Origin of the sequence: Azospirillum sp. A23 (assembly GCF_042938965.1) — a bacterium.
Lineage (GTDB): Bacteria > Pseudomonadota > Alphaproteobacteria > Azospirillales > Azospirillaceae > Azospirillum > Azospirillum melinis.
The window spans coordinates 723,620-747,402 of sequence record NZ_CP170667.1; the positions used below are offsets into that span (position 1 = coordinate 723,620).

Here is a 23,783-nt window from a genome sequence, read left to right on the forward strand (position 1 = left end):
GTCGGGGCGATTGCGATTTATTCTCAGTCCGCTGGAGGCAATCCTTGGGCCGTCAGCGCTTCCGCCTGCCGCGCCGCCAGTACATTCACGTCGAAGTCGCGGATCAGCCCCTGGAACATCTGGTACCAGTTCAGCTCCGCTTTCAGATGCAGGAAGACCGAGCCCAGCCCGACCGCGGCGCGGTCCATGAAGACGAACTCCCGCGGGATTTCCACGCCGCCGACGCGGCGCAGTTCGGCATGGACCTTGCCCGCCGTCTCGCGGCCGTAATGGCCGCCGTTGGTCTCCTCGATCTTGCGCTGGCGGTCCTCCATGATCGGGGCGTAGACGAAGCGCGCCCAGATGTTCAGCACGTCGACCAGCTCGTTCGACGGGTTGACGAAACCCCAGGTGCGGTAGGCCTCCACCGCCTGCTCGCGGTTGTCGGTGCGCAGCGCATTGTAAAGGTCGATCACGCCCTTGACGAAGCTGGGCTTGAAGACGCGGATGCAGCCGAAATCGAGCAGGTTGATCGAGCGGTCGGGCCGGACCGTGTAGTTGCCCAGATGCGGGTCGCCGTGGATGACGCCGTAATTGTAGAAGGGCACATACCAGGCCCGGAACATGTTCATCGCCAGTTCGTCGCGTGCCTCTGGATGTTCGGCGACGAAGTCCAGGATCTTGCGGCCATGCACCCATCCCATGGTCAGCAGCCGCTTGCTCGACAGCTCCGGCACCACGTCCGGCACATGGACGCCGGGCGTGCCGGCCAGCATCGACTGATAAAGGCGGGTGTGCTTCGCCTCGCGCTCGTAATCCAGCTCCTCGCGCAGGCGGGCGCCGATCTCCTTCTGGATCTGGCGGGTGGAGATGGCGCTGTCGGTGCGCTCGAAGATCGCGAAGATCAGGCCGAGCTGCCGCAGGTCGGCTTCCACCGCCGAGGCCATGTCGGGATATTGCAGCTTGCAGGCAAGCTCCCGCCCGTCCGGCCCGATGGCCTTATGGACCTGACCCAGCGACGCGGCGGCGGCGGCGATGTGCTCGAAGCTCTGGAAGCGCGACTGCCAGCTGGGGCCAAGCTCGCTTGCCATCCGCCGCTTGACGAAGGGCCAGCCCATCGACGGCGCGTCGGCCTGCAACTGCGCCAGTTCCTGGGTGTATTCCTTCGGCAGGGCATCGGGGATGGTCGAGAGAATCTGCGCCACCTTCATAAGCGGCCCTTTCAGCCCGCCGAGTGCGGCCCGCAGTTCCGCCGCGTGGCGCTCCCGCTCCACGCGAATTCCCAGCACGCGTTCGCCCGCCAATCTCGCGGCCAACCCGCCAACGGCGGTGCCGACCCGCGCATACCGCGCGACCCGTCCGCCCCATGTGTTCTCATCGTGTTCCGGCATGCTCACAAGGTGGGTTCGCCTCGGGGAAAAGGCCAGCCCCGCCCGGTCGGAGACCGCTGATGGAATGCCTCCGAATGGCGCTGCGACGCAGCATGCGATTTTCTTGACAGCTCTGTGAAAGGAGCGCAGGCTTCGTCTTACAGTAATCAACGCCGAGGTGAAGTGAGCGAGCATCGGAAACGCCTTACCGTTCAAGCGGATAGCTTGGGCGGAACAGTAGAGACCGATACCAGGGAGGGTGAGTAAGATCATGACTCCACCGGCGCTTACCTGATTATGCCGATCTGTTCGGCCATCATAACTGAGCTTTCAGTTCCGAATTCTTTCGCCTGATTGGCGACTTCATCCGGGCCGTAGATGCCCGCTGCGAAAGCCCTCGCTTCACCTCGGAGCGAGGGCTTTTGTTTTGGCCGGAGCATTACCCCTATCCCAGGGCCGGCAAGAGCAAAGCCTCCGGCAATACGTTTCAAACGATACTGTTTGCATATGAAATCAAATCCCGTTATCCACGGAACCGAACGGTGCGGCAGGACGCCGCAGGTCGGCGTGCGCACCCGTCACACGAAAAGAGGATGGGGAGGATCGCATGGGTCGGTTGCTGAAGCCTTTCGCGCTGGCGGCGCTGCTTGCGACGACGGCATTGTCTGCTGCCGCGATGTCGGCTCACGCCCAGACCGCCAAGCCGGTGCGAATCGGCGTGCTGGCGGACGAGGCCGGATTCGCGTCTGACATCGGCGGCAAGGGCGCCGTGCTCGCCACCCGGATGGCGGTGGAGGATTTCGGCGGCACTGTGCTCGGCCGGCCGGTCGAGGTGCTGTCTGCCGACATGCAGAACAAGCCGGACGTGGCCTCCAACATCGTTCGCAGCTGGTTCGACATCGACGGTGTCGACATGGTGACCGACATCCCGGTCTCCTCGGTCGCGCTGGCGGTGCAGGCGGTCGCGCGCGAGAAGAAGAAGGTGCTGATGATCAGCGCCGCGACGACGACCGAGCTGACCAACTCCCAATGTTCGCCCTACAGCATCCACTGGGCCGACGACACCGCGTCGCTGGCCGTCGGCACGACCAAGGCGGTCGTGCAGTCGGGCGGCACCAGCTGGTACTTCATCACCGCCGACTTCGCTTTCGGCACGGCGATGGAGAAGGCGGCGACCGACGCGATCAAACAGGCCGGCGGCACCGTGGTCGGCGGCGTGCGCCACCCGATGGGCACCAGCGATTTCGGCTCCTACCTGCTCAGCGCCCAGGGCAGCGGCGCCAAGGTGGTGGCGCTCGCCAATGTGGGAGCGGAGACCATCGGCACCATCAAGCAGGCCGGTGAGTTCGGCCTGACCGAGTCCGGCCAGCGGCTTGTCGGCTATATCGTCTTCATCACCGACATCCACTCGCTGGGTCTCGACCTCGCCAAGGGTCTCTATGTCACCAGCGGCTTCTATTGGGACCGCAACGACCAGACCCGGGCATGGTCCAAGCGCTTCTTCGAGCGCCACGGCAAGATGCCGACCAAGGAGCAGGCCAACACCTATCTCGCCACCCTGCACTGGCTGAAGGGTGTGAAGGCGGCGGGCACCACCGAGTCCGAGGCGGTCACCGCCGCAATGAAGGCGATGCCGACCGATTATTTCGGCACCCCCGGCAGCATCCGCAAGGACGGCCGCGTGCTGTACGATCTTGAGCTGTACCAGGTGAAGAGTCCGGCGGAGAGCAAGGCGCCGTGGGACTATTACAAGCAGGTCCGCAGCATTCCGGCGGCGGAAGCCTTCCTGCCGATCGAAACCAGCAGCTGTCCCTTCGTGAAAGCCCAGTGACTGGCGCAGAGGTGACCTGCGGGTCGCCGCCGGCGGAATCCGAGTCGAGAGGGGTTCCCGCCGGACTGCGATCCGGGTTACACTCCGCTCTTTAGGTGCTGCGGGGACGGTACGTGGATCTACAGGTGCAAAGCGAGCGGCAGAACGACACCGGACGGTTGCGTTCGTCGGCGCTGGTGCGCCCGGTCTTCGCCGCGCTGGACCTCGGCACCAACAATTGCCGCCTGCTGATCGCCAAGTCGGCGCCGGGCGGCTTCCGCGTCATCGACGCCTTTTCCCGCATCGTCCGCCTGGGCGAGGGGCTGAGCCGCAACGACCATCTGTCGGAGCCCGCGATGGAACGCACCATCGCGGCCCTGCGCGTTTGCGGTTCCAAGATCGAGCGCCGCGCTTGCACCGCCGTCCGCGCCGTCGGGACCGAGGCCTGCCGCCGCGCCAGCAACACCGCCGCCTTCGTCGAGACGGTGGAGCGCGAGACCGGCATCCCCCTGGAAATCATCTCCAGCCAGGAGGAGGGACGGCTGGCGCTGGCCGGCTGCGCCGCACTGCTGGAGCCGACCCATCCCTATGCCATCGTCTTCGACATCGGCGGCGGCTCGACCGAGCTGATGTGGTTGCAGGTGGAGAAGGGCAGGGCGCCGCGCCTGCTCGACCAGACCTCGATCCGCTGCGGCGTCATCGGCCTGACCGAGGAATATGGCGGCCCCAACGTCACCCGCGCCAACTACACCCAGATGGTGGAGGCGGTCGCCGACGCCATCGCCCCGTTCGAGGCGCGCAACCGCATTCAGAGCCGCGTCGCCGCCGGCAAGGTGCAGATGCTCGGCACTTCGGGCACGGTGACGACGCTGGCCGGCGTGCATCTGGGGCTGTGCCGTTACGACCGCCGGGCGGTGGACGGCAGCTATCTGCGGGTGGACCACGCCCGGGCGGTGATCGACCATCTGGTCGCGCAGGATTTCGACGGCCGCGCCCGCCATCCCTGCATCGGCCAGGACCGTGCCGATCTGGTGGTCGCCGGCTGCGCCGTTCTGGACGCGCTGTGCGACGTCTGGCCGGTGGAGCGGCTGCGTATCGCCGACCGTGGTTTGCGCGAAGGAATTCTGGTGGACCTGATCGGGGCCGCCGGCGAATGAACCGGTAACGACACCGGATGTATGATCGGGCAGGTGGGGAAGGCTTCCCGCCTGCGCCGGATGACCGAGGAACAGCAGCGATCATGACCGAAAAGACTCCGTCGACGCGTCCGGGCGGACGCCGTGCCACGGTCCGTGTGAAGACCGCCGGCAAGCGCACGGAATCCTCCAAGCGCTGGCTGGAGCGCCACCTGAACGACCCCTATGTGGCCGAGGCGACCAAGCGCGGCTACCGCTCGCGCGCGGCGTTCAAGTTGTTGCAGCTGGACGAGAAGTTCCGCCTGCTCGCCCCCGGCAAGCGGGTGGTCGATCTCGGCGCCGCCCCCGGCGGCTGGACCCAGATCGCGGTGGAGAGGGTGCAGACCGCCAAGGAGGGCTGGAAAGTCGTCGGGCTGGACATCCTGCCGATGGACCCCGTCCCCGGCGCCACCACCATGCAGGCCGACTTCCTGGAAGAGGGTGCAGCCGACCGGCTGAAGGACGCGCTGGGCGGGCCGGCCGATCTGGTGCTGAGCGACATGGCTGCCCCCACCACCGGCCACCAGCAGACCGACCATCTGCGCATCATGGGGCTGGCCGAGGCCGCCTATGATTTCGCGGAGGAGGTGCTGGCCCCCGGCGGTGCCTTCGTCGCCAAGCTGTTCCAGGGTGGGGCCGAGCGCTCGCTGCTCGACCGGCTGCGGCGCGACTTCGCCGTCGTCAAACATGCCAAGCCGCCGGCCAGCCGCGCGGAATCGTCGGAGACCTATGTCGTCGCCACCGGCTTCCGTGGCGGCAACGTGAACGACGAATAGGCCGTTTTTCGCACTTGCATAACAGATGCTGTGTGCGCACGGGTTCACAAGCCCATGGTCTTGTGTATAAGTGCGCCACGTTTATCTTCCGGGAGATTAGACACATGGCGCGCGACACCAAAATCCGCGAAGCCCTGACCTTCGACGACGTCCTGCTGGTTCCGGCTGAGAGCTCGGTGCTGCCGAACGACGTGGACACCCGGACAAGATTGACGAAGACCATCGAGCTGGGCATCCCCCTGATGTCCTCGGCGATGGACACGGTGACCGAGAGCCGTCTCGCCATCGCCATGGCCCAGGCCGGCGGCATCGGCGTCGTCCATCGCAACTTGACCATCGAGCAGCAGGCCGAAGAGGTCCGCAAGGTCAAGCGGTTCGAATCGGGCATGGTCGTCAACCCGATCACCATCACGCCGAACGCGACGCTGGCCGACGCGCTGGAGCTGATGTCCTACCACAAGATCTCCGGCATCCCGGTGGTCGAGAGCCGTGACGCGCGCGGCAGCGGCAAGCTGGTCGGCATGCTGACCAACCGCGACGTCCGCTTCGCCACCGATCCCAAGCAGCCGGTCAGCGAACTGATGACCAAGGATCTGGTGACCGTCCGCGAGGGCGTCAGCCAGGAGGAAGGCAAGCGTCTGCTCCACCAGCACCGCATCGAGAAGCTGCTGGTCGTCGACGAGGATTACCGCTGCATCGGCCTCCTCACCGTCAAGGACATCGAGAAGGCGCAGGCCTATCCGAACGCCTGCAAGGACAGCAAGGGCCGGCTGCGCGTCGCCGCCGCCACCGGCACCGGCAGCGACGGTCTGGCCCGTGCGGAGGCCCTGTTCGACGCCGGCGTCGACGTGCTGGTGGTCGACACCGCTCACGGCCATTCGCTGAAGGTGCTCGATCAGGTCCGCGCCGCCCGCGCCCTGTCCAGCTACACCCAGGTCATCGCCGGCAACGTCGCCACCGCCGAAGCGGCCAAGGCGCTGATCGACGCCGGTGTGGATGCCGTCAAGGTCGGCATCGGTCCGGGCTCGATCTGCACCACCCGCATCATCGCCGGTGTCGGCGTGCCGCAGCTGACCGCGGTGATGGATGTGGTGGACGAGTGCGAGAAGCACGGCATCCCGGTGATCGCCGATGGCGGCATCAAGTATTCGGGCGATCTGGCCAAGGCGATTGCCGGCGGCGCCAGCGTCGCCATGCTGGGCAGCCTGTTCGCCGGCACCGACGAAAGCCCGGGCGAGGTCATCCTGTTCCAGGGCCGCTCCTACAAGAGCTACCGCGGCATGGGCTCGGTCGGCGCCATGGCGCGCGGCTCGGCGGACCGTTACTTCCAGCAGGAGGTTTCGACCATGAAGCTGGTGCCGGAAGGCGTAGAGGGCCGCGTTCCCTACAAGGGCCCGGTGTCGGCGGTCATCCACCAGCTGGTCGGCGGCCTGCGCGCGGCCATGGGCTACACCGGCAGCGCGTCCATCGCCGAGATGCGCGAGAAGTGCCAGTTCGTCCGCATCACCAATGCGGGCCTGCGCGAAAGCCACGTCCACGACATCACCATAACCAACGAGTCGCCGAACTACCGGCAGGGCTGACGGTGACTTCGGGAGCGTCGCCGCCGGCAGTCACTCGGCGGCGACGCTCCCCTCCGCCACCATCTTCCAGGCCTGCCATCCCCCCAGCCGCACGCCGACCGCGAGGCTGGTGAAGGGGATCCGCAGTTCGATGTCCCGCGGCTGGAAAAAGGTCAGCCGTTCCGGTTCGCCCCGGTCGTCGAACTCCAGCCGGGCGCCTTTGGGCTCGGGCGCATACTCGTCGCTCATCACCTGCCAGATTTCCAGGTCGCTGCCGTGGTTGGTGATCTTGTACTGGCCGCAGCGCCAAGTCGCGGCTTCGCCGACGCTGCCTTCCACCACCTTCTTGTCGCCTTCCATCCGCACGTCGCCGATCCCGGCGGCCTCGCCCTTCATCGACGGACCCTGCCGTTCGGCGCGGAAGCCCAGCCGCAGCCAGGCCGAGCGGCTGTGCGGGATCAGCCGGCGCACCGTGCGTGCGTCGTCGGCCACGAAATGGTCGGGGTCGTCGTAGAGGATGCGGTCCAGCGCGGCGGCGACGATCATGCGGTCGTCGATGCGCAGGTCCGGTGCAGTGGCTTTGCTCATCAGGCCAAGGGACTCCGAAGGGTGTGCCCATAGTATATAGGGACTTACGCCGGCCGTCGCCCCGATGAGGTCCGCGCCCCGACAGACTCCCGAAACCGGTTCCCAGGCGCTATCCTGCGCGGCCCTTCTCCGGAAGACCCCGATTCGTCACGAGACGCGCCATGCAGGACCTGTTCGACACGCCGCCCAATCCCCGCAGCATCGCCGTCGATGCCCTGACGCCGGAACAGGCGGCGGCGGAGTTGGCGGCGCTGGCCGCCGAGATCGCCCACCATGACCGGCTCTATCACCAGCAGGACCAGCCGGAGCTCTCCGACGCCGATTATGACGCGTTGGTCCGCCGCAACCTCGCCATTGAGACCCGTTTCCCCGAGCTGCGCCGCGCCGATTCGCCCAGCCTGCGTGTCGGCGCCGCCCCGGCCGCCGGTTTCGGCAAGGTGCGCCACGCCATCCCGATGCTGTCGCTGGGTAACGCCTTCGCGCCGGAGGATGTGGCAGAGTTCGATGCCCGTGTCCGCCGCTTCCTCGGCCTGTCCGAGGATGCGCCGCTGACCTTCGTCGCGGAACCGAAGATCGACGGGCTGTCCTGCTCGCTGCGCTATGAGAAGGGCGAACTGGTTCTGGCCGCCACCCGTGGCGACGGGGCGGAGGGCGAGAACGTCACCGCCAATGTCCGCACCATCCGCGACGTGCCGCACCGCCTGCCGGCGCCATTTCCCGAGGTGCTGGAGGTCCGCGGCGAGGTCTATATGAGCCGCGACGATTTCCTGGCGATGAACGCCGCCCGTGCCGAGAAGGGCGAGCAGCTGTTCGCCAACCCGCGCAACGCGGCGGCGGGCAGCCTGCGCCAGCTCGATTCCTCCATCACCGCGTCCCGGCCGCTCTGCTTCTTCGGCTATGCGCTGGGCGAAGTGTCGGAGCCGATTGCCGACACGCAATGGGGCATCCGCGAGCGGCTGAAGGGCTGGGGCTTCCAATTGAACCGCCCGGCGGAGCTGTGCGACGGCAAGGACAAACTGCTGGCCTATTACGAGGGCATCGGCCGGCGGCGCGCCGGTTTGCCTTTCGACATCGACGGCGTCGTCTACAAGGTCGACAGCCTGGAGCTACAGCAGCGGCTGGGCTTCGTCAGCCGGGCGCCGCGCTGGGCCATTGCCCACAAGTTCCCGGCCGAACAGGCGCAGACCCGGTTGAAGGACATCACCATCCAGGTCGGCCGCACCGGCGCTCTGACCCCGGTGGCGGAGTTGGAGGACATCACCGTCGGCGGCGTCGTCGTCAGCCGCGCCACCCTGCACAATGAGGACGAGATCGCCCGCAAGGACATCCGTGTCGGCGATCTCGTGGTGGTGCAGCGTGCCGGCGACGTCATCCCGCAGGTGGTGGAGGTGGTGCTGTCGCAGCGCCCGGCCGACTCGATCCCCTATGTGGCGCCGGAGACCTGCCCGGTCTGTGGCAGCCTCGCCATCCGCGAGGCGGGCGAGGTGGTGCGGCGCTGCACCGGCGGGCTGATCTGTGCCGCCCAGGCGAAGGAGCGGCTGCGCCATTTCGTCTCCCGCGACGCCTTCGACATCGAAGGACTCGGCGAGAAGATCATCGAGGAATTCTGGGACGAAGGCTTCATCAAGTCGCCCGTCGACATCTTCACCCTTGAGGGTCGCGTCGAACTGATCGGCCGGCCGGGCTGGAAGGAAAAGTCGGTTCAGAACCTGTTCAAGGCCATCCAGCAGCGACGCGACGGCATCGACCTGCATCGGGTGATCTACGCGCTCGGCATCCGTCATGTCGGCGAGGTGACGGCCAAATCGCTGGCCCGCCATTACAAGACGATGCAGGGTTGGGTCGACGGCATGCTGGCGGCGGGACAGGCGATGCCCGGTCAGGAATGGCGCGACCTGCACGCGCTGAACGGTGTCGGTCCGGTCACAGCCGACACCATCCTCGCCTGGTTTGCCGATCCCGAGAGCGCGTCCAAGCTGGACTTCTATGCTGGCAACGATGCGCTGCGGCTGGAGACCATCATCGGTTCGCTCGGCATCAAACGGTTGAACACCCGCGCCGCCCAGGCGCTGGCCACCCGCTACGGCACCCTGTCCGACTGGCGGGCGGCGATGGAGCGTGCGGTGGCGCAGGCTCCGGGTCAGCCTTGGCTCGATCTGGTCGCCACCCCCGATGTCGGCGAGGTGGCGGCCGAAGAGTTGGCCGGCTTCTTCGCGGAGGAGCGTAACCTCGTCATCGTCCGCGGCCTGATGGATCGGCTGACCGTGCTGGAGGCCGAGCTGCCGAAGGCCAGCAATTCCCCCATCGCCGGCAAGACGGTGGTCTTCACCGGAACGCTGGAGCGGATGACCCGCTCGGAGGCGAAGGCCCGCGCCGAAGCGCTCGGCGCCAAGGTGGCCGGCTCCGTTTCCGGCAAGACCGACTATCTGGTCGCCGGGGCGGACGCCGGCAGCAAGGCGGCCAAGGCCAAGGAACTGGGCGTCGAAATCCTGACCGAGGACGAGTGGCTGGCCAGGATCGGCGGCTGACCGGCGTCACCTCCGGCCTTCGCCAAAATGTCGCATCCCCGTTCGACCGGATTGACGGACGGGGATTGGGGGAGTGAGATCAGAAAACGCTTATAGTCAGAAGCGCAACGATGCCGGACAGGGGAACCGCCCCGAAAACGGGACGGCGCCGACGGGCGGTCAACGCTCGCACCCGCCTGCCCGGCTGCCAACGAAGGGGATGAAGGAAACGCCATGGAGCCAATTCAGTGGTCGCGCTGGATGAGCGTGGGCAACGACGCGCTGGACGAGGATCACCGCGTCCTGATCGCCATCGTCAACAAGCTGTATGACGACACGAACCGCCAGGACCCGACCCTGATCGAAGCCATCCTGGACGAGCTTATTGCCTACACCCGCCATCACTTCGCGGAGGAGGAGGCGCAGATGGAGCAGCTGAACTATCCGACCTTCGCCGCCCACAAGGCCCTGCACGACCGGCTGACCCAGCAGGTCGAAAGCTACCGCGACGAATTCCGCGCAGGTGGCAGCCGGATCAGCGGCGAAGAGGTGTTCCTGTTCTGCTCCGACTGGCTGGGCAAGCACATCCTCAAGGAAGACACCCGCTTCGGCGAATATGCCGGCACTGGGGCGGAGATGGTGACGGCGGGGTAGGGAACCCTGCCTGTCCCGAGAAGGGGGCTCTCGGCACCTGTGCAGATTTCACATAAAGAAAATTACCTAAAATACTGTAATAAATCAGAAATCGGGAAATTCCACCAAATTGCGCAGAGCGCCCGCTCCGAGAGGGGAGGGCGCTTTTCCTTTGCGTGGATCGCGGCGGCAGGGGAGGGGCGTGCGCCAAAGAAAAAGCCCTCCCCGGTGGGGGAGGGCAGGGGCAGACCTCTCGAAAAACCATCCTGGAAATATGGCGGCGATCAGGCGACCGCCAGCTGCTCCAGGCCGCGGCGCGCGACCGGCAGCGACACCGCCGTCTCGTAGCGCCAGGCGCTGCGGTCGGCGAACAGCGCACGCAGCAGCTGGTTGTTCAGGGCATGGCCGGAGCGCACGCCGTGGAAGTGGCCGACGATCGGCGCACCGGCCAGATACAGGTCGCCGACGGCGTCCAGGATCTTGTGACGCACGAACTCGTCCTTGAAGCGCAGTCCCTCGGCGTTCATCACCGTGTCGCCGGAGATGACCACCGCGTTGTCCAGCGAGCCGCCGCGGGCGAGGCCCATCTTGCGCAGCCCCTCGACCTCATGCAGGAAGCCGAAGGTGCGGGCGCGGCTGATCTCGTCCTTGAAGCTGTCCGGATCGATCTCCAGGGCGCGGGCCTGACGGGAGATGGCGGCGCTGTCGAAGTCGATCTCGAAGCTGTAGCTGGTCGCATCGTCCGGGGTGAAGGACGCGCTCTTGACGCCGTCGCCGATGACGACCGGCTTCAGGATGCGGATGAAGCGGCGGGGCGACTTCTGCACGGCGATGCCGGCCTGTTCGATGGCGGCGACGAAGGGAGCGGCGCTGCCGTCCATGATCGGCACCTCGATGCCGTCCAGCGAAACCACGGCATTGTCGATGCCGCAGCCGGCCAGCGCGGACATCAGATGCTCGATCGTGCCGACGGTGGTGCCGTGGTCGTTGCCGATCACGGTGCACAGGCGGGTGTCGACAACCGTGTCCCAGCGCGCCGGAATTACGGCAGCAGCACCACGGAGGTCGGTGCGCAGGAAGGTGATCCCGGAATTCGCATCGGCCGGCGAAATCGTCAGCGTGACGATGACGCCCGAATGCAGCCCGACGCCGGCGATGGTCACCGACTTCTTCAGGGTCTGCTGGAACATGCCGTCCATGTTGCTGCGATTGTTGGCCACGATGTCTTTTCCATCTTGGTCGTGAAGGAGAGGTTTCCGGCGATCCGCGCCGCTTGATCTTGGGAGATCATCGCGTCGGCGGCTTTCGCTTTCGACCATGCTGATAGGTAACACCGGGGATCGGAAATCGGCAAATCACTCATTGTTACCGTTTGTTGCAAGGCAAAAGTGGTGCGCATTACAAGCAATCAGTTGTTTGGTGAAAGTAGCGTGAAATAAAAAATCCCCGGCGACGCACGACGGCATCACCGGGGTCCGAAAGGTTCGGTCAGGTTGTGGAGCCGCCGGCGCCGCGATTAGGAGGCTGCGGCGACGGCGGTTATCTCCGGCTTTCGCCGGGATCGGCCGGCCGCCCAACCCGATATGTCGTCGGGGAAGGCGGCCAAGATCGGTTTACGTCCGGACGTTCCGGCGGCTCAGTTGGCCTGACGGCGCAGGAAGGCCGGGATGTCCAGCTCCTCCTGTTCGCCCGGCTTGCCATCGGCCCGCGGGGCCGGAGCCTGCGTCTGCGGAGCGGCGGGATAGGCCTGGGCATGCTGCGGAGCGGACTGCTGCGGCGGATAGACCGGCTGCTGCGGCGCCGCCGGATACTGCTGGCCCGCCGGGTAGCCCTGGTGGGGAGCCTGCGGCTGCTGCTGCGGGTAGGCGGGCTGCTGCTGCGGATAGCCCTGGGGGGCCGGCTGGTACTGCTGCGGAGCCGGCTGCGGCTGATAGGCCTGCGGCGCGGGCTGCTGCTGCACCGGCTGCGGCGCCGGTTCGGACTTGCGGCCCAGGCCGGTCACCAGACCGAACAGGAAGTTGCCCTTGCGGGCCGGCGCCGGTTCCGGCGCAGGCGCCGGTGCCGGACCGACGGACAGGCCGCCCGGATGCTGCTGGCCGGGGTGCTGCTGATGGCCCTGCGGGGCGGCATGGTGATGCTGCGGCGCCATCGGGGCCGGCTGCTGCGGCTGGTGCTGCGGCTGCTGGTGGCCCTGCATCTGCGGCGCCTGCGGGGCGTGCTGCTGAAGGGCCGGCTGTTGCGGGGTCGACAGCGGCGCGGCGCCGACGGTCACCGGCTGGCGCGGACCGGCGTCGGCCGGCTTCGGCGCGAAGAAGTGGCCGCCCTGGTTCTCGCCATGCAGCGGACCGGCGGCCGGCTTCGGAGCCTCGACAGGCTGCTGGCCATACTGCTGGGCCGGCTGCTGCTGGGCCGGGTCGTGCTGGATGGCGGCGGCACCGGCGGTGACCGGCTGCGGCGTGCGCAGGCCGGCGGCGGCGCTGGGAATGGCCGAGCCTTGGGCGACGGCCGGAGCCGGGGCGCCGGTCAGGTTGCCGGGAGCGCCCGGCTTCTTGGCGCGGTCGCCGACCAGCGACAGGTTGACCGGGTGCAGGGTACGCGGGTTGCTCATCGCTGCGGCGTCGATGCCGGTGGCGACGACCGACACACGCATCACGCCGTCCAGCGAGCTGTCGAAGGTCGAGCCGAAGATGATGTTGGCGTCGGGATCGACCTCGTCACGGACGCGGTTGGCCGCCTCGTCGACCTCGAACAGGGTCATGTCGTAGCCGCCGGTGATGTTGATGAGGACGCCGCGGGCACCCTTCATCGACACGTCGTCCAGCAGCGGGTTGGAGATGGCGGCCTCGGCGGCTTCGATGGCGCGGCGTTCGCCGCCGGCCTCGCCGGTGCCCATCATCGCCTTGCCCATCTCGGTCATCACGGACCGGATGTCGGCGAAGTCCAGATTGATCAGGCCGGGCATCACCATCAGGTCGGTGACGCCGCGCACGCCCGAATGCAGAACGTCGTCGGCCATCTTGAAGGCGTCCGCGAAGGTCGTCTTCTCGTTGGCGATGCGGAACAGGTTCTGGTTCGGGATGATGATGAGGGTGTCGACATACTGCTGCAGTTCGGCAATGCCGCCTTCCGCCAGCCGCATGCGGTGCCCGCCCTCGAAATGGAAGGGCTTGGTGACGACGCCAACGGTCAGGATGCCGCGCTCGCGGGCCGCACGCGCGATGACCGGTGCCGCACCGGTGCCGGTGCCACCGCCCATGCCGGCGGTGATGAAGACCATGTTGGAGCCTTCGAGATACTGGACGATCTCGTCGATCTGCTCCTCGGCCGAGGCACGGCCGACGTCCGGCTTGGAGCCGGCGCCCAGGCCGCGGGTGGTGCCGGTGCCCAGCTGGATGCGCTTCTCGCACAAGGAACCCTTCAGCGCCTGCGCGTCGGTGTTGCCGACGACGAAGTCCACGCCTTCCAGGTTCGACTTGATCATGTTGTTGACGGCGTTGCCGCCGGCCCCGCCGACGCCGAACACGGTGATGCGCGGCTTCAGTTCGGGCTCGATCTGGGGGATAGTCACGTTGATCATTCTATTCAGGCCTCCACAACCTGTTTTCGTTGGGTTTGATGTTTGATATGCCGCGACCGGCGCCCGGTTGTGTCCGGTGTCTGTCCGTTCGGGAATCGGTGAATGGCGGCGGGGCGAATCATCTAGAGATTCTCCCGCAGCCACAGGCCGACGCGGCCGAGGAGCCCGGTTGACGCGACCGCCTCTTGGCCGGTCACCATCAGCTCCGTCGGGTTGCGGACGGCATGTAGGAGAAGGCCCGCCACCGTCGAGAAGGCCGGTCCGCCATGCGCCTCGTTGAGGCCGGCGATCCGGGTGGGGCGGGCGATGCGGACCTGCTTGTCGAGGATGGGGGCGGCCATCTCGCGCGTGTTGGGCAACTGGCTGGCGCCGCCGGTCAGGACGACGCGCCGGCCGACCAGCTGGGAGTGGCCGGACTGCTCGATGGCGCTGCGCACCTCTTCGAAGATCTCTTCCATCCGCGCCTGGATGATGCTGACCAGGAAGGAGCGCGGGTGGCTGGCGGTGCCGCTGCCGCTGCGCTCGTCCTCGCCGATCTGCGGCACCTCGATCATCTCGCGCTCGTCGGCCGGGTTCACCCGAGCGCTGCCGTAGAGCACCTTCAGCCGCTCGGCATGGACCAGCGGAGTCGCCAGCCCGTGGGCGATGTCGTTGGTGACGTGCCGGCCGCCCAGGGGGACGAAGCCGGTCCACACCAGATTGCCTTCGGCGAAGATGGAGATGGTGGTGCCGCCGCCGCCGATGTCGACGCAGGCCGCCCCCATCTCCATCTCGTCCTCGACCAGACAGGCGAGGCCGGAGGCGAAGGGGCTGACGACGATGGACTCGATGTTCAGGTGGCAGCGGGCGATGCAGGCGTGCAGCGTGCGGATGGCGCCGGCCGCGGCGGTGACGACGTGCAGCTGGGCGCCCAGCGTGTGGCCGCTCATCCCCTTGGGATCGCGGATGCCGCGGCTGCCGTCCAGGGTGAAGCCAAGCGGGATGGTGTGGATCAGCGCCTGATCGGGGCCGGCCTGCAAAGTGCGGGCATGGGCCATGGCGCGCCGGATGTCGCCCTCCGTCACCTCCTGGCCGGAGACCGGGACGGTGGCGGTGAAGGCGTGGGAGCGCGGATGGCCCATCGACAGGTTGACGACGACGTCATGCACCGTCTCGCCGGCCATCTGCTCGGCGGCATGCACAGCGGCGCCGATCGAGGTCTCCGCCGCCTCCATGTCGATGATGGTTCCGGCGCGGATGCCCGTGGCGATCTGGTGGCCGACGCCGATCACGCGGAGGGAGCCGGGCTCCTCCATCCGCGCGATGACGCAGCACACCTTCGTCGAGCCGACGTCCAGCGCCGTGACGATCCCGCCACGGGCCGGCCGCTTCGGCTTCTTGGCGCCGTTGAATCCCATCCCGAACATGCCCCCCAAGACTTTCCCTCGACTCCTGTCCGCCGGCGACGGGCGCTTCCCCAAAAGCGCCTGACGCCATCGAAACTTACGATTTCTTGCCGTTCTTCTTCTTCGTGTCGTCCTCCCAGCCCGGAAGCTGGGCGGTGGCGGAGGTCTGGATCGCGGCCTTGTCGGGCAGACGGAGGTCGATGGCGACGATGTCGCGGTCCAGCACATGGCTGGCCGTGTGCATCTGCTCCAGCTGGCGCAGCGCGCGGCGCATCTCGCCATTGCCTTCCGGCAGCTTCACCGTCACGCCGTTGCTGAGCTGCAGGTTCCAGCGGCGGTCGCTGATCCAGCTGGCGGATGACAGCATCGGCGCGATGGTCGGCGCGCCGTCCAGCGCCGACAGCAGGGTGTGGACCTGCTGAGGCGCGTTGGCACCGATCACCTGCGGCAGAGTCTCGATCCGCTGGTTGCCGCGGCGCGCCAGTTCCGCCGCGTCGGCCAGCGGACGGCCGGCGCGGTCGATGACGGTGAATTGGCGGTCATGCTGCCAGATCGCCATCGGCTGGCGCTCGGACAGGCGGATGTAGAGGAAACCGGGCAGACGCCGCTCGATGGAGGCGGACGACACCCAGGGCAACTCCTCCAGCCGTTGCTTGGCATCGGCAAGGTCGATGGACAGGATCGGCTCGCCACGGCGCACGCCCAGCGCGTCGAGCACGACGTCGCGCTCGGTCTCGCTGCGGCCGACCACCAGGATCTCGGACAGGCGGAAACCCATGTCGCCGGTCAGGCGGATGACGCTTTCCTGCGCCGCCTCCATCGTCTCGGCCAGATTGCCGCGCTTCCAGGTGGAGCCGGCGGCACCGACCAGTCCCAGCACCGGCACCAGCAGCAGCGCCGCCTTGACGGCGGAGCGGGTCCAGCGCGGCCAGGCGCGGCGCCGCTTGCCTTTTTCCGCCGACGCGGCCATGGCGCGCGGCGGGGTCGGCATCTCGTCCCGGGCGCGCGCGCCGGCGGCGGCGCGGAAGTCCGGGTCGGCCATCAGGCGAGCTGACATGCGGCATTCTCCACGAGCCAGCCGACCAGCGCGCCGTAGGTGATCCCCACATGCGCGGCCTGTTCGGGCACCAGCGACAGGGGCGTCATGCCCGGCTGGTTGTTGATCTCCAGGAAATACAGACCGTCCGTTCCCGGCCGGCTGTCGTCCCAGCGGAAGTCGCTGCGCGACACGCCCCGGCAGCCCAGGGTGTTGTGCGCCAGCACCGCCAGCCGCTTCGCCTCCTCCGCAACGACCTCGGGGATCGCGGCGGGGACGGTGTGAACGGCGTGTCCGGCGCTGTATTTCGCGGTGTAGTCGTAGAGCTGAGCCTGGAAGACGATCTCGGTCACCGCCAAAGCACGGTCACCCATGACGCCCACGGTCAGCTCGCGACCGGGGATGAACTCCTCGATCAGCGCACGCTCGCCAAAGGTCCACGCGTCGCCGACCGGGCTGTTCTGCCCCTCGCGGACCAGGGTTACGCCAACGGTCGAGCCTTCGTCCACAGGCTTGACGATATAGGGCGCAGGCATGGGGTGGCTGCCGCCGGTGATCTCCCCACGCGACAGCACCATGCCCTTGGGCGAGCGGACGCCGACGGTGTCCAGCACGCGCTTGGTCATCGCCTTGTCCATGGAGATGGCGGCGGCCTGGACGCCCGAATGGGTGTAGGGCAGGCCCAGGAACTCCAGCACGCCCTGAATCGTCCCGTCCTCGCCGCCGCGGCCGTGCAGGGCGTTGAACACCACGTCGGGGCGCGGGCTGCTCAGGGCGTGCATCAGCCCGCCCAGGTCGCGCTGCACGTCGATGGCGGTGACGCGGTAGCCTTCCTCCTCCAGCGCCTTGGCGACGCCGGCCCCGCTGACCAGCGACACCTCGCGCTCGGCCGACCAGCCGCCCATCAGGACGGCGACATGCTTCTTGTGGGCGTGGAGAAGAGCTTCGGTCATGGGGCGGTGCTTCCTTCGGCGGGAACGCCGATGCGCTTGATTTCCCAGTCCAGCGTGACGCCGCTGGTCTCGAACACCCGGCGGCGGACTTCCTCGCCCAGCGCTTCCAGTTGGGCGGCGGTGGCCGTGCCGTTGTTGATCAGGAAGTTGCAGTGCTTTTCCGACACCTGGGCGTCGCCGATGGACAGGCCGCGGCAGCCGGCCTTGTCGATCAGCTCCCAGGCCTTATGACCTTCCGGGTTCTTGAAGGTCGAGCCGCCGGTGCGGGAGCGGACCGGCTGGCTGTCGGCGCGCTTGTCAGAGATCTCGGCCATGCGCCGGGCGATCTCCAGCGGGTTGCCTGGCTCGCCGTGCAGGACGGCACCGGTGAAGATGCAGTCTTCCGGTGTGGTGCTGTGGCGGTAGGTGAAGCCCATCCCGGCATGGCTGAACTCCAGCCGCCGGCCGTCGCGCGCCACGGCGGTGGCGGAGACCAGCACGTCGGCCAGCTCGCGGCCATAGGCGCCGCCGTTCATGCGCAGGGCGCCGCCGATGGTGCCGGGAATGCCGGAAAGAAACTCCAGCCCGGCGATGCCGGCGTCGCGGGCGACCATGGCGACATTCAGGTCGAGCGCCGCCGCCCCGGCGGTCACGGTCATCCCGTCCGCCGCAATGTCGGTGAAGCCGCGGCCGAGCCGGATTGTGACGCCCGGCACGCCGCCGTCCCGAACCAGCAGGTTGGAGGCGACCCCGATCACCGTCACCGGGACCTCGGCCGGCAGGGCGGCCAGGAAGTCGGCAAGGTCGTCGGCGTCGGCCGGGCGGAACATCACCTCCGCCGGCCCGCCGACGCGGAACCACGTCACCGGCGCCAGCGGGGCGTCGGCGGTCAGCCGGCCGCGTACGGCGGGCAACCGCTGGATCAGGTGGCCGCTGGGCGGATGACCGTCAGCCGGGCTCATGCTGGGCGCTGCCGTCATCGCGCCGCGCCGTAGAGGGAGGCCAGCTCACCCGGCAGGGCGTTCGCCCACTGGGTGATGTTGCCGGCCCCCAGGCAGACGACGAAGTCGCCGGGCTTTGCCATCTCGCGCACCACCTGGGCCAGTTCCGGCTGGCCGTGCAGGGCGACGACATGGCGGTGGCCATGCATGCGCAGACCCTCGACCAGGCTGTCGCGGCTGACACCTTCGATCGGCGCCTCGCCGGCGGCATAGACGTCGGCGACGATCACGGCGTCGGCGTCGTTGAAGCAGGTGCAGAACTCCTCGAAAAGGGCGGCGAGGCGGGAATAGCGGTGCGGCTGGACCACGGCGATGGTGCGGCCGGTGCCGGCGGTGCGCGCGGCCTTCAGCACCGCGGCGATCTCCACCGGATGGTGGCCGTAATCGTCGATGACGGTGATGCCGTTGGTCTCGCCGGTCTTGGTGAAGCGGCGCTTCACGCCCTGGAACTTGGCCATGCTGTCGCGCATCACCACGTCGGGCAGGCCCATCTCGTTGCCCACCGCGAAGCAGGCCAGCGAGTTCTGGACGTTGTGAGGCCCGTACATCGGCAGGCGCACGCCGGCGATGGCGCGGCTCTCGCCGGTGTGGCGGTCATAGATCAGCACATCGTACTTGGCTCCGTCGGGGCCCAGCTCGACGTTCACCGCGCGGATGTCGGCCTGCGGCGAGAAGCCGTAGGTGACAATGCGGCGGTCCGACACGCGGGGGATCATCGCCTGCACCTCGGGATGGTCGATGCAGAGTGCCGCGAAGCCGTAGAAGGGAATGTTCTGGACAAAGCTGTCGAAGGCGGCCCGCGCGTTGTCGAAGGTGCCGTAGAAGTCCAGATGCTCCGGATCCATGTTGGTGACGACGGCGATGCAGGCCGGCAGCTTCACGAAGGTGCCGTCGCTCTCGTCCGCCTCCACCACCATCCAGTCGCCGGTGCCGAGCCGGGTGTTGGAGCCGTAGGCGTTGATGATGCCGCCGTTGATGACGGTGGGGTCGAGGTTGGCATGCTCCAGCATATGGCCGACCATCGAGGTGGTCGTGGTCTTGCCATGGGTGCCGCCGATGGCGATGGCCCATTTCAGGCGCATCAGCTCGCCCAGCATCTCGGCGCGGCGGACCACCGGCACCAGGGCGGCGCGGGCGGCCACGACTTCCGGATTGTCGCGCTTGACGGCGGAGGAGACGACGACGACGGCGGCCCCGGCGATGTTCTCGCCGCGATGGCCGACGAACACCTTGATGCCCAGTTCGCGCAGGCGCTTGACGTTGGCGTTCTCGGCAAGGTCGGAACCCTGGACGGTATAGCCCAGGTTCCGCAGCACCTCGGCGATGCCGCTCATGCCGATGCCGCCGATGCCGACGAAGTGGATGGTGCCGATCGAGAGGGGGAGGGCGCGCATGTCAGGCTTACTTTCCGCGGCGAAGCATCAGGCGAAGGGTGGCGTCGACCGCCCCGTCGGACAGGTCGTTGGGGAGGGGCTGCGATCCGTGGATCATCGACAGGCGGTCGCGCAGGAAGCCGCCTTCGGCGAGGAAGCGCGGCACCAGCGGGCAGCCCGGACGGTTGTACCAGCCGCCCTCGGTCCGAGTCATGTCCGCCGGCCAGTCCTGCAGCGGCCGCGGCGTCGGCCGGGTCAGATTCCGCATGGGTTTCATCATTCCGCGGCCCCCTTGGCGCTGGCACCGGCGGAGGAGCGCCGGGCGTGTTGGGATTGGTCGTGGTCGGAGTGGGCGTGATCGTGAGCGGCTGGGCCGCCCCCCAGCATCGCCAGCACGGCGTCGGCCAGCGCGGTGGCGGCGTCGGCGGTGCCCCAGCCATGGGCGGCCCGGGCCGCGGCGGCGAGCGTCTGCGGATCGGCCAGCAGGGCGGACAGCCGCTCGGCCAAAGCCTGGGCGGTGAATGAGGGCTGCGGCACCAGCCAGGCGGCGCCGGCCTGCGCCAGATGGCGGGCGTTGGCGGTCTGGTGGTCGTCGGTGGCGTGCGGGTAGGGCACCAGGATCGCCGGACGGCCGACGCAGGTCAGCTCGGCGATGGTGGAAGCCCCGGCGCGGGTGACGGCGAGGTGGCAGGCGGCCAGCCGTTCCGGCACGTCGCGGAAGAAGGTCTGCAACTCCAGCCGGGCGAGGCCCAGCGGCTCCAGCGCGTTGCGGGCGGCCTCGAGATCCTCCGGACGGCATTGCTGCGCCAGATGGATGCGGGTGCGTATCTCCTCGGGCAGCAGGGCCAGCGCCGCGGGGATCACCTCGGAGAAGACTCGGGCGCCCTGGCTGCCGCCCATCACCAGCAGGCGGACGGGGCCGGTGGCACCGGGCGCCTCGTAGGGGGACAGGCGGCGGGCGGCGACGGCCGGGCGGACCGGGTTGCCGGTGCGGACGATCTTGGCGCGCTGCGCCTCGCCCAGCTTTTCGATGTCGGAGAAGGCGACGGCGATCCGGCTGGCCCCGGCGATCAGCATCCGGTTGGCGCGGCCCAGCACGGCGTTCTGCTCGTGCAGCAGCGCCGGTCGCTTCGACTGGATGGCGGCATAGACGGTGGGGACCGACGGGTAGCCGCCGAAGCCGACCACGGCGGCGGGATCGAGCCGGCGCATCAGCGCCCGCGCCTCCAGCAGGCCGAGGCCCATCTGCAGGGCGGCCTTCAGCTTGCCGACGATGCCGGCGCCGGGGGAGGCGGCGCGGATGCGGTGTACCGGCACCTCCGGCAGGTTCTCGCCGAAGGCATGGCCGCGCTTGTCGGTGACCAGCGTCACCGCCCGGCCACGGGCCAGCAGCTCGCGCGCCAGCGCTTCGGCCGGGAACATGTGCCCGCCGGTGCCGCCGGCGGCCAGCACGATCACCTTGTTGGCGTTGGCGTCGAAGCCCGCAGGGAAGCCCGCATTGGAGCCCGTCGTGCTCAAGTCGGTCGGCCTCCTCATTCCGCGGGGCCGAAGCGTTTGCGTGTCAGTGCCAGAACCATACCCATGCCGAACCCGAGAGCGAGCAGCGAGGAGCCGCCGTAGGAGATGAACGGCAGGGTCATGCCCTTGGTCGGCATAAGATGCAAGGACGAACCCATGTTGATCGCCGCCTGAAGCCCGAACTGGATCAGAAGACCGGCGGCGGCCAGCAAGACGAAATAATTGTTGTCGTTGAAGACACGAGCGAACCCGCGCAGAACGACGAAGGCGAACAGAACCACCAACCCCAGGCAGAAGATAAGGCCCAGCTCTTCGCCTGCGACCGCGAAGATGAAGTCGGCATGGCTGTCGGGCAGATAGAACTTCACCGTGCCCTGGCCGGGGCCGGTGCCCATCAGCCCGCCGTTGGCGAAGGCCTCCAGCGAGCGGTTGACCTGATAGTTGTCGCCGGCATGCGGGTCGAGGAACCGGTTGATGCGGCTGGTGACGTGCGGCAGCGTGTAATAGGCGCCGACCAGCCCGACCACGCCCAGCCCGCCGAGCCCCATCACCAGCACGAGGTTCAGACCAGCCAGGAAGAACTGGGTGAACCAGACGGCGGAGACGACGAAGGTCATGCCCAGGTCGGGCTGAAGGATCAGGCCGGCCATGGTGAGGCCGTAAAGCGCCATCGACACCAGCGCGCCGGGGAAACCGGGGTTGGTGCGCGACAGCGAGAACAGCCAGGCGGCGACCACGGCGAAGGCCGGCTTGACGAACTCCGACGGCTGGATCGACAGGCCGGGGATATGGATCCAGCGGCGGGCGCCCTTGATCTCCACGCCCACAACCAGCGTGGCATAGACCAGCGCCACCGAGATCAGGAACACGCCCAGCGCCACCCGCCGCACACCGCGCGGGCTGAGCAGGGAGACGCCGACCATGATGACGATCGCGGGGATCAGCATCATCACGTGGCGTTCGACGAAATAGAAGGTGTCCTGGATGCCGATGCGCTCGGCCACCGGCGGGCTGGCCGCGGTGATCAGGACGGTGCCCAGGAACATCAGCAGGGCAACGGCGCCCAGCTGCCAGCGGTCGACGGTCCACCACCAGCGGCCGAAGATCGATTGGTCGGTACGGTCGAAGGTGATCATGCAACGCCCCCGCTGGTGCCGTCCCCGGTGCTCTCATGCGCCGCGACGATGTTCGCGACATAGACCGCGAAGGCTTCGCCGCGCTTCTCGAAACTGGCGAACTGGTCCCATGACGCGCAAGCCGGCGACAACAGCACGCAAGCGCCCTCCAGCCGTTCCGCCAGGGCCAGTCCGGCCGCCTTCGCGGTCGCAACATCCAGCGTTTCACAGCGTGTATAAGCAACACCGTGCGCGTCGAGCCATGCGGCGAATTGTTCCTGCGCCTCGCCGATCAGGAAAGCGTGGCGGACGCGGCCCATGTAGCCCTCCAGACCGGTCAGTCCGGTGTCCTTGGCCTGTCCGCCGAGGATCCAGTAGATCGGGTCGAAGGTCGCCAGCGCCTTTTCGGTGGCGTCGGCGTTGGTCGCCTTGCTGTCGTTGACGAAGCGCACCCCGTCCAGCGTGCCGACCAGCTGCTGCCGGTGGGCGAGGCCGGGGAAGGTCGCCATCGCCGCGACGATGGCCGGCACCGGCAGTCCAGCGGCCTTGCAGGTGGCGAAGGCGGCGGCGGCGTTCTGCCAGTTATGGGCACCCAACAGGCTGGGCAGGCTGGACAGCTCCACGACCTTGGTCGCCTCGCCGTCGGTGTCGTCGACCAGCCAGCCGTCGGCGGCATAGACGCCGCCCGCCACCGGCCCCTGGGCGGAAATCGGCCAGATGCGCTGGTCGCCGGCGGCGACGAGGTCGGCGTGGATTTTGCGGCAATGCTCGTCGTCCACCCCGATCACCGCGGTGCGCGGCCAGGTCTGGCGGTGGAAGATCAGTTTCTTAGCGGCGATGTAGCCCTCCATCCCGCCATGGCGGGCGAGATGGTCGGGCGTGATGTTCAGCAGGACCGCGATGTCGAAGGTGATGGAGTGGGTCAGCTCCAGCTGATAGCTCGACATCTCCAGCACGCAGGTGCCGCCCGACCCGATCGGATCGAAGGTCAGCACCGGCGTGCCCAGGTTGCCGCCCACCGCGGCCTTGCGGCCGGCGGCGGCCAGGATGTGGCCGATCAGGGTAGTGGTGGTCGACTTGCCGTTGGTGCCGGTAATGCCGATGAAGGCGCAGTCGCGCTCCGCCCGGCCCAGCAGCTCGATGTCGCAGATCAGCTCGATCCCCAGCGCGCGGGCGCGCTCGGCCACCGGATGCGGCTTGGGGTGGGTGTGGGGGATGCCGGGCGACCAGACGATGGTGGTCAGGTCCGACAGGTCGGCGCTGGCGAGATCGACCACGGCGAAGCCCTCGGCCTCCGCCGCGGCGCGGGAGGCGGGGTTGTCGTCCCACACCCGCACCTCGGCCCCGCTGTCGCGGAGCGCGCGGGCGGTGGCGAGGCCGGACTTGCCCAGCCCCATCACCGCGACCGGCAGTTCCTGCATGTAGAACAGGTCGATCATCGCCGAT

19 protein-coding genes are annotated in these 23,783 nt (G+C 68.1%); 6 read left to right on the forward strand and 13 right to left on the reverse strand.

The features are described 5' to 3' along the window. Positions 1–23 precede the first annotated feature (23 nt). Positions 24–1,370, reverse strand: coding sequence for an AarF/ABC1/UbiB kinase family protein (locus ABNQ40_RS20840; RefSeq protein ID WP_109052105.1), 1,347 nt, complete (start codon positions 1,368–1,370; stop codon positions 24–26). Positions 1,371–1,956: 586 nt separating this feature from the next. Here ABNQ40_RS20840 and ABNQ40_RS20845 point away from each other — a divergent pair. The 4 genes from ABNQ40_RS20845 (at position 1,957) to guaB (ending at position 6,693) form a co-directional block, all read left to right on the forward strand. Further along, on the forward strand, positions 1,957–3,180 hold the full coding sequence (locus tag ABNQ40_RS20845; protein ID WP_109052106.1) for an ABC transporter substrate-binding protein: 1,224 nt from the start codon (positions 1,957–1,959) through the stop codon (positions 3,178–3,180). A gap of 113 nt (positions 3,181–3,293) precedes the next feature. Continuing rightward, positions 3,294–4,316: a Ppx/GppA phosphatase family protein gene (locus ABNQ40_RS20850; RefSeq protein WP_109052107.1), complete on the forward strand. Its 1,023-nt coding sequence runs from the start codon at positions 3,294–3,296 to the stop codon at positions 4,314–4,316. A gap of 83 nt (positions 4,317–4,399) precedes the next feature. After that, positions 4,400–5,110, forward strand: a complete 711-nt coding sequence (locus ABNQ40_RS20855; RefSeq protein ID WP_109052108.1) for an RlmE family RNA methyltransferase — start codon at positions 4,400–4,402, stop codon at positions 5,108–5,110. A gap of 104 nt (positions 5,111–5,214) precedes the next feature. Next, positions 5,215–6,693: an IMP dehydrogenase gene (guaB, locus tag ABNQ40_RS20860; protein WP_109052109.1), complete on the forward strand. Its 1,479-nt coding sequence runs from the start codon at positions 5,215–5,217 to the stop codon at positions 6,691–6,693. 30 nt (positions 6,694–6,723) lie between these two features. On the opposite strand, the gene ABNQ40_RS20865 is transcribed toward guaB, so the two are convergent. After that, a complete protein-coding gene (locus ABNQ40_RS20865) occupies positions 6,724–7,260 on the reverse strand; it encodes a hypothetical protein (protein ID WP_109052110.1) in 537 nt (178 codons plus the stop codon). Positions 7,261–7,421: 161 nt separating this feature from the next. Here ABNQ40_RS20865 and ligA point away from each other — a divergent pair, with 161 nt between their 5' ends. Both ligA and ABNQ40_RS20875 read left to right on the forward strand, forming a co-directional pair. Next, entirely contained in the window at positions 7,422–9,788 is a 2,367-nt protein-coding gene (ligA, locus tag ABNQ40_RS20870; protein WP_109052111.1) for an NAD-dependent DNA ligase LigA, read from the forward strand. Between the two features lie 213 nt (positions 9,789–10,001). After that, positions 10,002–10,421: a bacteriohemerythrin gene (locus tag ABNQ40_RS20875; protein ID WP_109052112.1), complete on the forward strand. Its 420-nt coding sequence runs from the start codon at positions 10,002–10,004 to the stop codon at positions 10,419–10,421. Between the two features lie 263 nt (positions 10,422–10,684). On the opposite strand, the gene lpxC is transcribed toward ABNQ40_RS20875, so the two are convergent. The 11 genes from lpxC to murD form a co-directional block, all read right to left on the reverse strand. Further along, positions 10,685–11,620: a UDP-3-O-acyl-N-acetylglucosamine deacetylase gene (gene lpxC, locus ABNQ40_RS20880; RefSeq protein ID WP_247880095.1), complete on the reverse strand. Its 936-nt coding sequence runs from the start codon at positions 11,618–11,620 to the stop codon at positions 10,685–10,687. Positions 11,621–12,036: 416 nt separating this feature from the next. Then, on the reverse strand, positions 12,037–13,977 hold the full coding sequence (gene ftsZ / locus ABNQ40_RS20885) for a cell division protein FtsZ (protein ID WP_109052113.1): 1,941 nt from the start codon (positions 13,975–13,977) through the stop codon (positions 12,037–12,039). Positions 13,978–14,099: 122 nt separating this feature from the next. After that, positions 14,100–15,374: a cell division protein FtsA gene (gene ftsA, locus ABNQ40_RS20890; protein WP_098741034.1), complete on the reverse strand. Its 1,275-nt coding sequence runs from the start codon at positions 15,372–15,374 to the stop codon at positions 14,100–14,102. 85 nt (positions 15,375–15,459) lie between these two features. Next, positions 15,460–16,419 carry a cell division protein FtsQ/DivIB gene (locus tag ABNQ40_RS20895; protein WP_109052114.1) on the reverse strand — a complete coding sequence of 320 codons (960 nt, stop codon included), beginning with the start codon at positions 16,417–16,419 and terminating at the stop codon, positions 15,460–15,462. Next, the gene (locus tag ABNQ40_RS20900; RefSeq protein ID WP_109052115.1) at positions 16,404–17,351 is read right to left on the reverse strand and encodes a D-alanine--D-alanine ligase; all 948 of its coding nucleotides are present in this window, start codon (positions 17,349–17,351) and stop codon (positions 16,404–16,406) included. Before ABNQ40_RS20900 ends, ABNQ40_RS20895 begins: the two co-directional genes overlap by 16 nt. Next, the gene (gene murB, locus ABNQ40_RS20905) at positions 17,348–18,292 is read right to left on the reverse strand and encodes a UDP-N-acetylmuramate dehydrogenase (protein ID WP_247880096.1); all 945 of its coding nucleotides are present in this window, start codon (positions 18,290–18,292) and stop codon (positions 17,348–17,350) included. Before murB ends, ABNQ40_RS20900 begins: the two co-directional genes overlap by 4 nt. 14 nt (positions 18,293–18,306) lie before the next feature. Continuing rightward, positions 18,307–19,725, reverse strand: a complete 1,419-nt coding sequence (gene murC / locus ABNQ40_RS20910) for a UDP-N-acetylmuramate--L-alanine ligase (RefSeq protein WP_109052117.1) — start codon at positions 19,723–19,725, stop codon at positions 18,307–18,309. A gap of 7 nt (positions 19,726–19,732) precedes the next feature. Continuing rightward, positions 19,733–19,972 carry a hypothetical protein gene (locus ABNQ40_RS20915; RefSeq protein WP_244592762.1) on the reverse strand — a complete coding sequence of 80 codons (240 nt, stop codon included), beginning with the start codon at positions 19,970–19,972 and terminating at the stop codon, positions 19,733–19,735. An 8-nt stretch (positions 19,973–19,980) separates the two neighbouring features. Continuing rightward, positions 19,981–21,240, reverse strand: coding sequence for an undecaprenyldiphospho-muramoylpentapeptide beta-N-acetylglucosaminyltransferase (gene murG, locus ABNQ40_RS20920; protein ID WP_109052118.1), 1,260 nt, complete (start codon positions 21,238–21,240; stop codon positions 19,981–19,983). Next, positions 21,237–22,358: an FtsW/RodA/SpoVE family cell cycle protein gene (locus ABNQ40_RS20925; RefSeq protein ID WP_109052119.1), complete on the reverse strand. Its 1,122-nt coding sequence runs from the start codon at positions 22,356–22,358 to the stop codon at positions 21,237–21,239. The genes murG and ABNQ40_RS20925 overlap by 4 nt, the downstream gene beginning before the upstream one ends. Beyond that, on the reverse strand, positions 22,355–23,776 hold the full coding sequence (gene murD / locus ABNQ40_RS20930; RefSeq protein WP_109052120.1) for a UDP-N-acetylmuramoyl-L-alanine--D-glutamate ligase: 1,422 nt from the start codon (positions 23,774–23,776) through the stop codon (positions 22,355–22,357). The genes ABNQ40_RS20925 and murD overlap by 4 nt, the downstream gene beginning before the upstream one ends. Positions 23,777–23,783: the final 7 nt, after the last annotated feature.

What these genes read in the sequence shown, in the direction of transcription:
- ABNQ40_RS20840 (WP_109052105.1), bottom strand. Translation starts at nt 1,370, where the DNA reads ATGCCGGAACACGATGAGAACACATGGGGCGGACGGGTCGCGCGGTAT.
- ABNQ40_RS20845 (WP_109052106.1), top strand. Translation starts at nt 1,957, where the DNA reads ATGGGTCGGTTGCTGAAGCCTTTCGCGCTGGCGGCGCTGCTTGCGACG.
- ABNQ40_RS20855 (WP_109052108.1), top strand. Translation starts at nt 4,400, where the DNA reads ATGACCGAAAAGACTCCGTCGACGCGTCCGGGCGGACGCCGTGCCACG.
- guaB (WP_109052109.1), top strand. Translation starts at nt 5,215, where the DNA reads ATGGCGCGCGACACCAAAATCCGCGAAGCCCTGACCTTCGACGACGTC.
- ABNQ40_RS20865 (WP_109052110.1), bottom strand. Translation starts at nt 7,260, where the DNA reads ATGAGCAAAGCCACTGCACCGGACCTGCGCATCGACGACCGCATGATC.
- ligA (WP_109052111.1), top strand. Translation starts at nt 7,422, where the DNA reads ATGCAGGACCTGTTCGACACGCCGCCCAATCCCCGCAGCATCGCCGTC.
- ABNQ40_RS20875 (WP_109052112.1), top strand. Translation starts at nt 10,002, where the DNA reads ATGGAGCCAATTCAGTGGTCGCGCTGGATGAGCGTGGGCAACGACGCG.
- ftsZ (WP_109052113.1), bottom strand. Translation starts at nt 13,977, where the DNA reads ATGATCAACGTGACTATCCCCCAGATCGAGCCCGAACTGAAGCCGCGC.
- ftsA (WP_098741034.1), bottom strand. Translation starts at nt 15,374, where the DNA reads ATGGGATTCAACGGCGCCAAGAAGCCGAAGCGGCCGGCCCGTGGCGGG.
- ABNQ40_RS20895 (WP_109052114.1), bottom strand. Translation starts at nt 16,419, where the DNA reads ATGTCAGCTCGCCTGATGGCCGACCCGGACTTCCGCGCCGCCGCCGGC.
- ABNQ40_RS20900 (WP_109052115.1), bottom strand. Translation starts at nt 17,351, where the DNA reads ATGACCGAAGCTCTTCTCCACGCCCACAAGAAGCATGTCGCCGTCCTG.
- murB (WP_247880096.1), bottom strand. Translation starts at nt 18,292, where the DNA reads ATGAGCCCGGCTGACGGTCATCCGCCCAGCGGCCACCTGATCCAGCGG.
- murC (WP_109052117.1), bottom strand. Translation starts at nt 19,725, where the DNA reads ATGCGCGCCCTCCCCCTCTCGATCGGCACCATCCACTTCGTCGGCATC.
- ABNQ40_RS20915 (WP_244592762.1), bottom strand. Translation starts at nt 19,972, where the DNA reads ATGCGGAATCTGACCCGGCCGACGCCGCGGCCGCTGCAGGACTGGCCG.
- murG (WP_109052118.1), bottom strand. Translation starts at nt 21,240, where the DNA reads ATGAGGAGGCCGACCGACTTGAGCACGACGGGCTCCAATGCGGGCTTC.
- ABNQ40_RS20925 (WP_109052119.1), bottom strand. Translation starts at nt 22,358, where the DNA reads ATGATCACCTTCGACCGTACCGACCAATCGATCTTCGGCCGCTGGTGG.
- murD (WP_109052120.1), bottom strand. Translation starts at nt 23,776, where the DNA reads ATGATCGACCTGTTCTACATGCAGGAACTGCCGGTCGCGGTGATGGGG.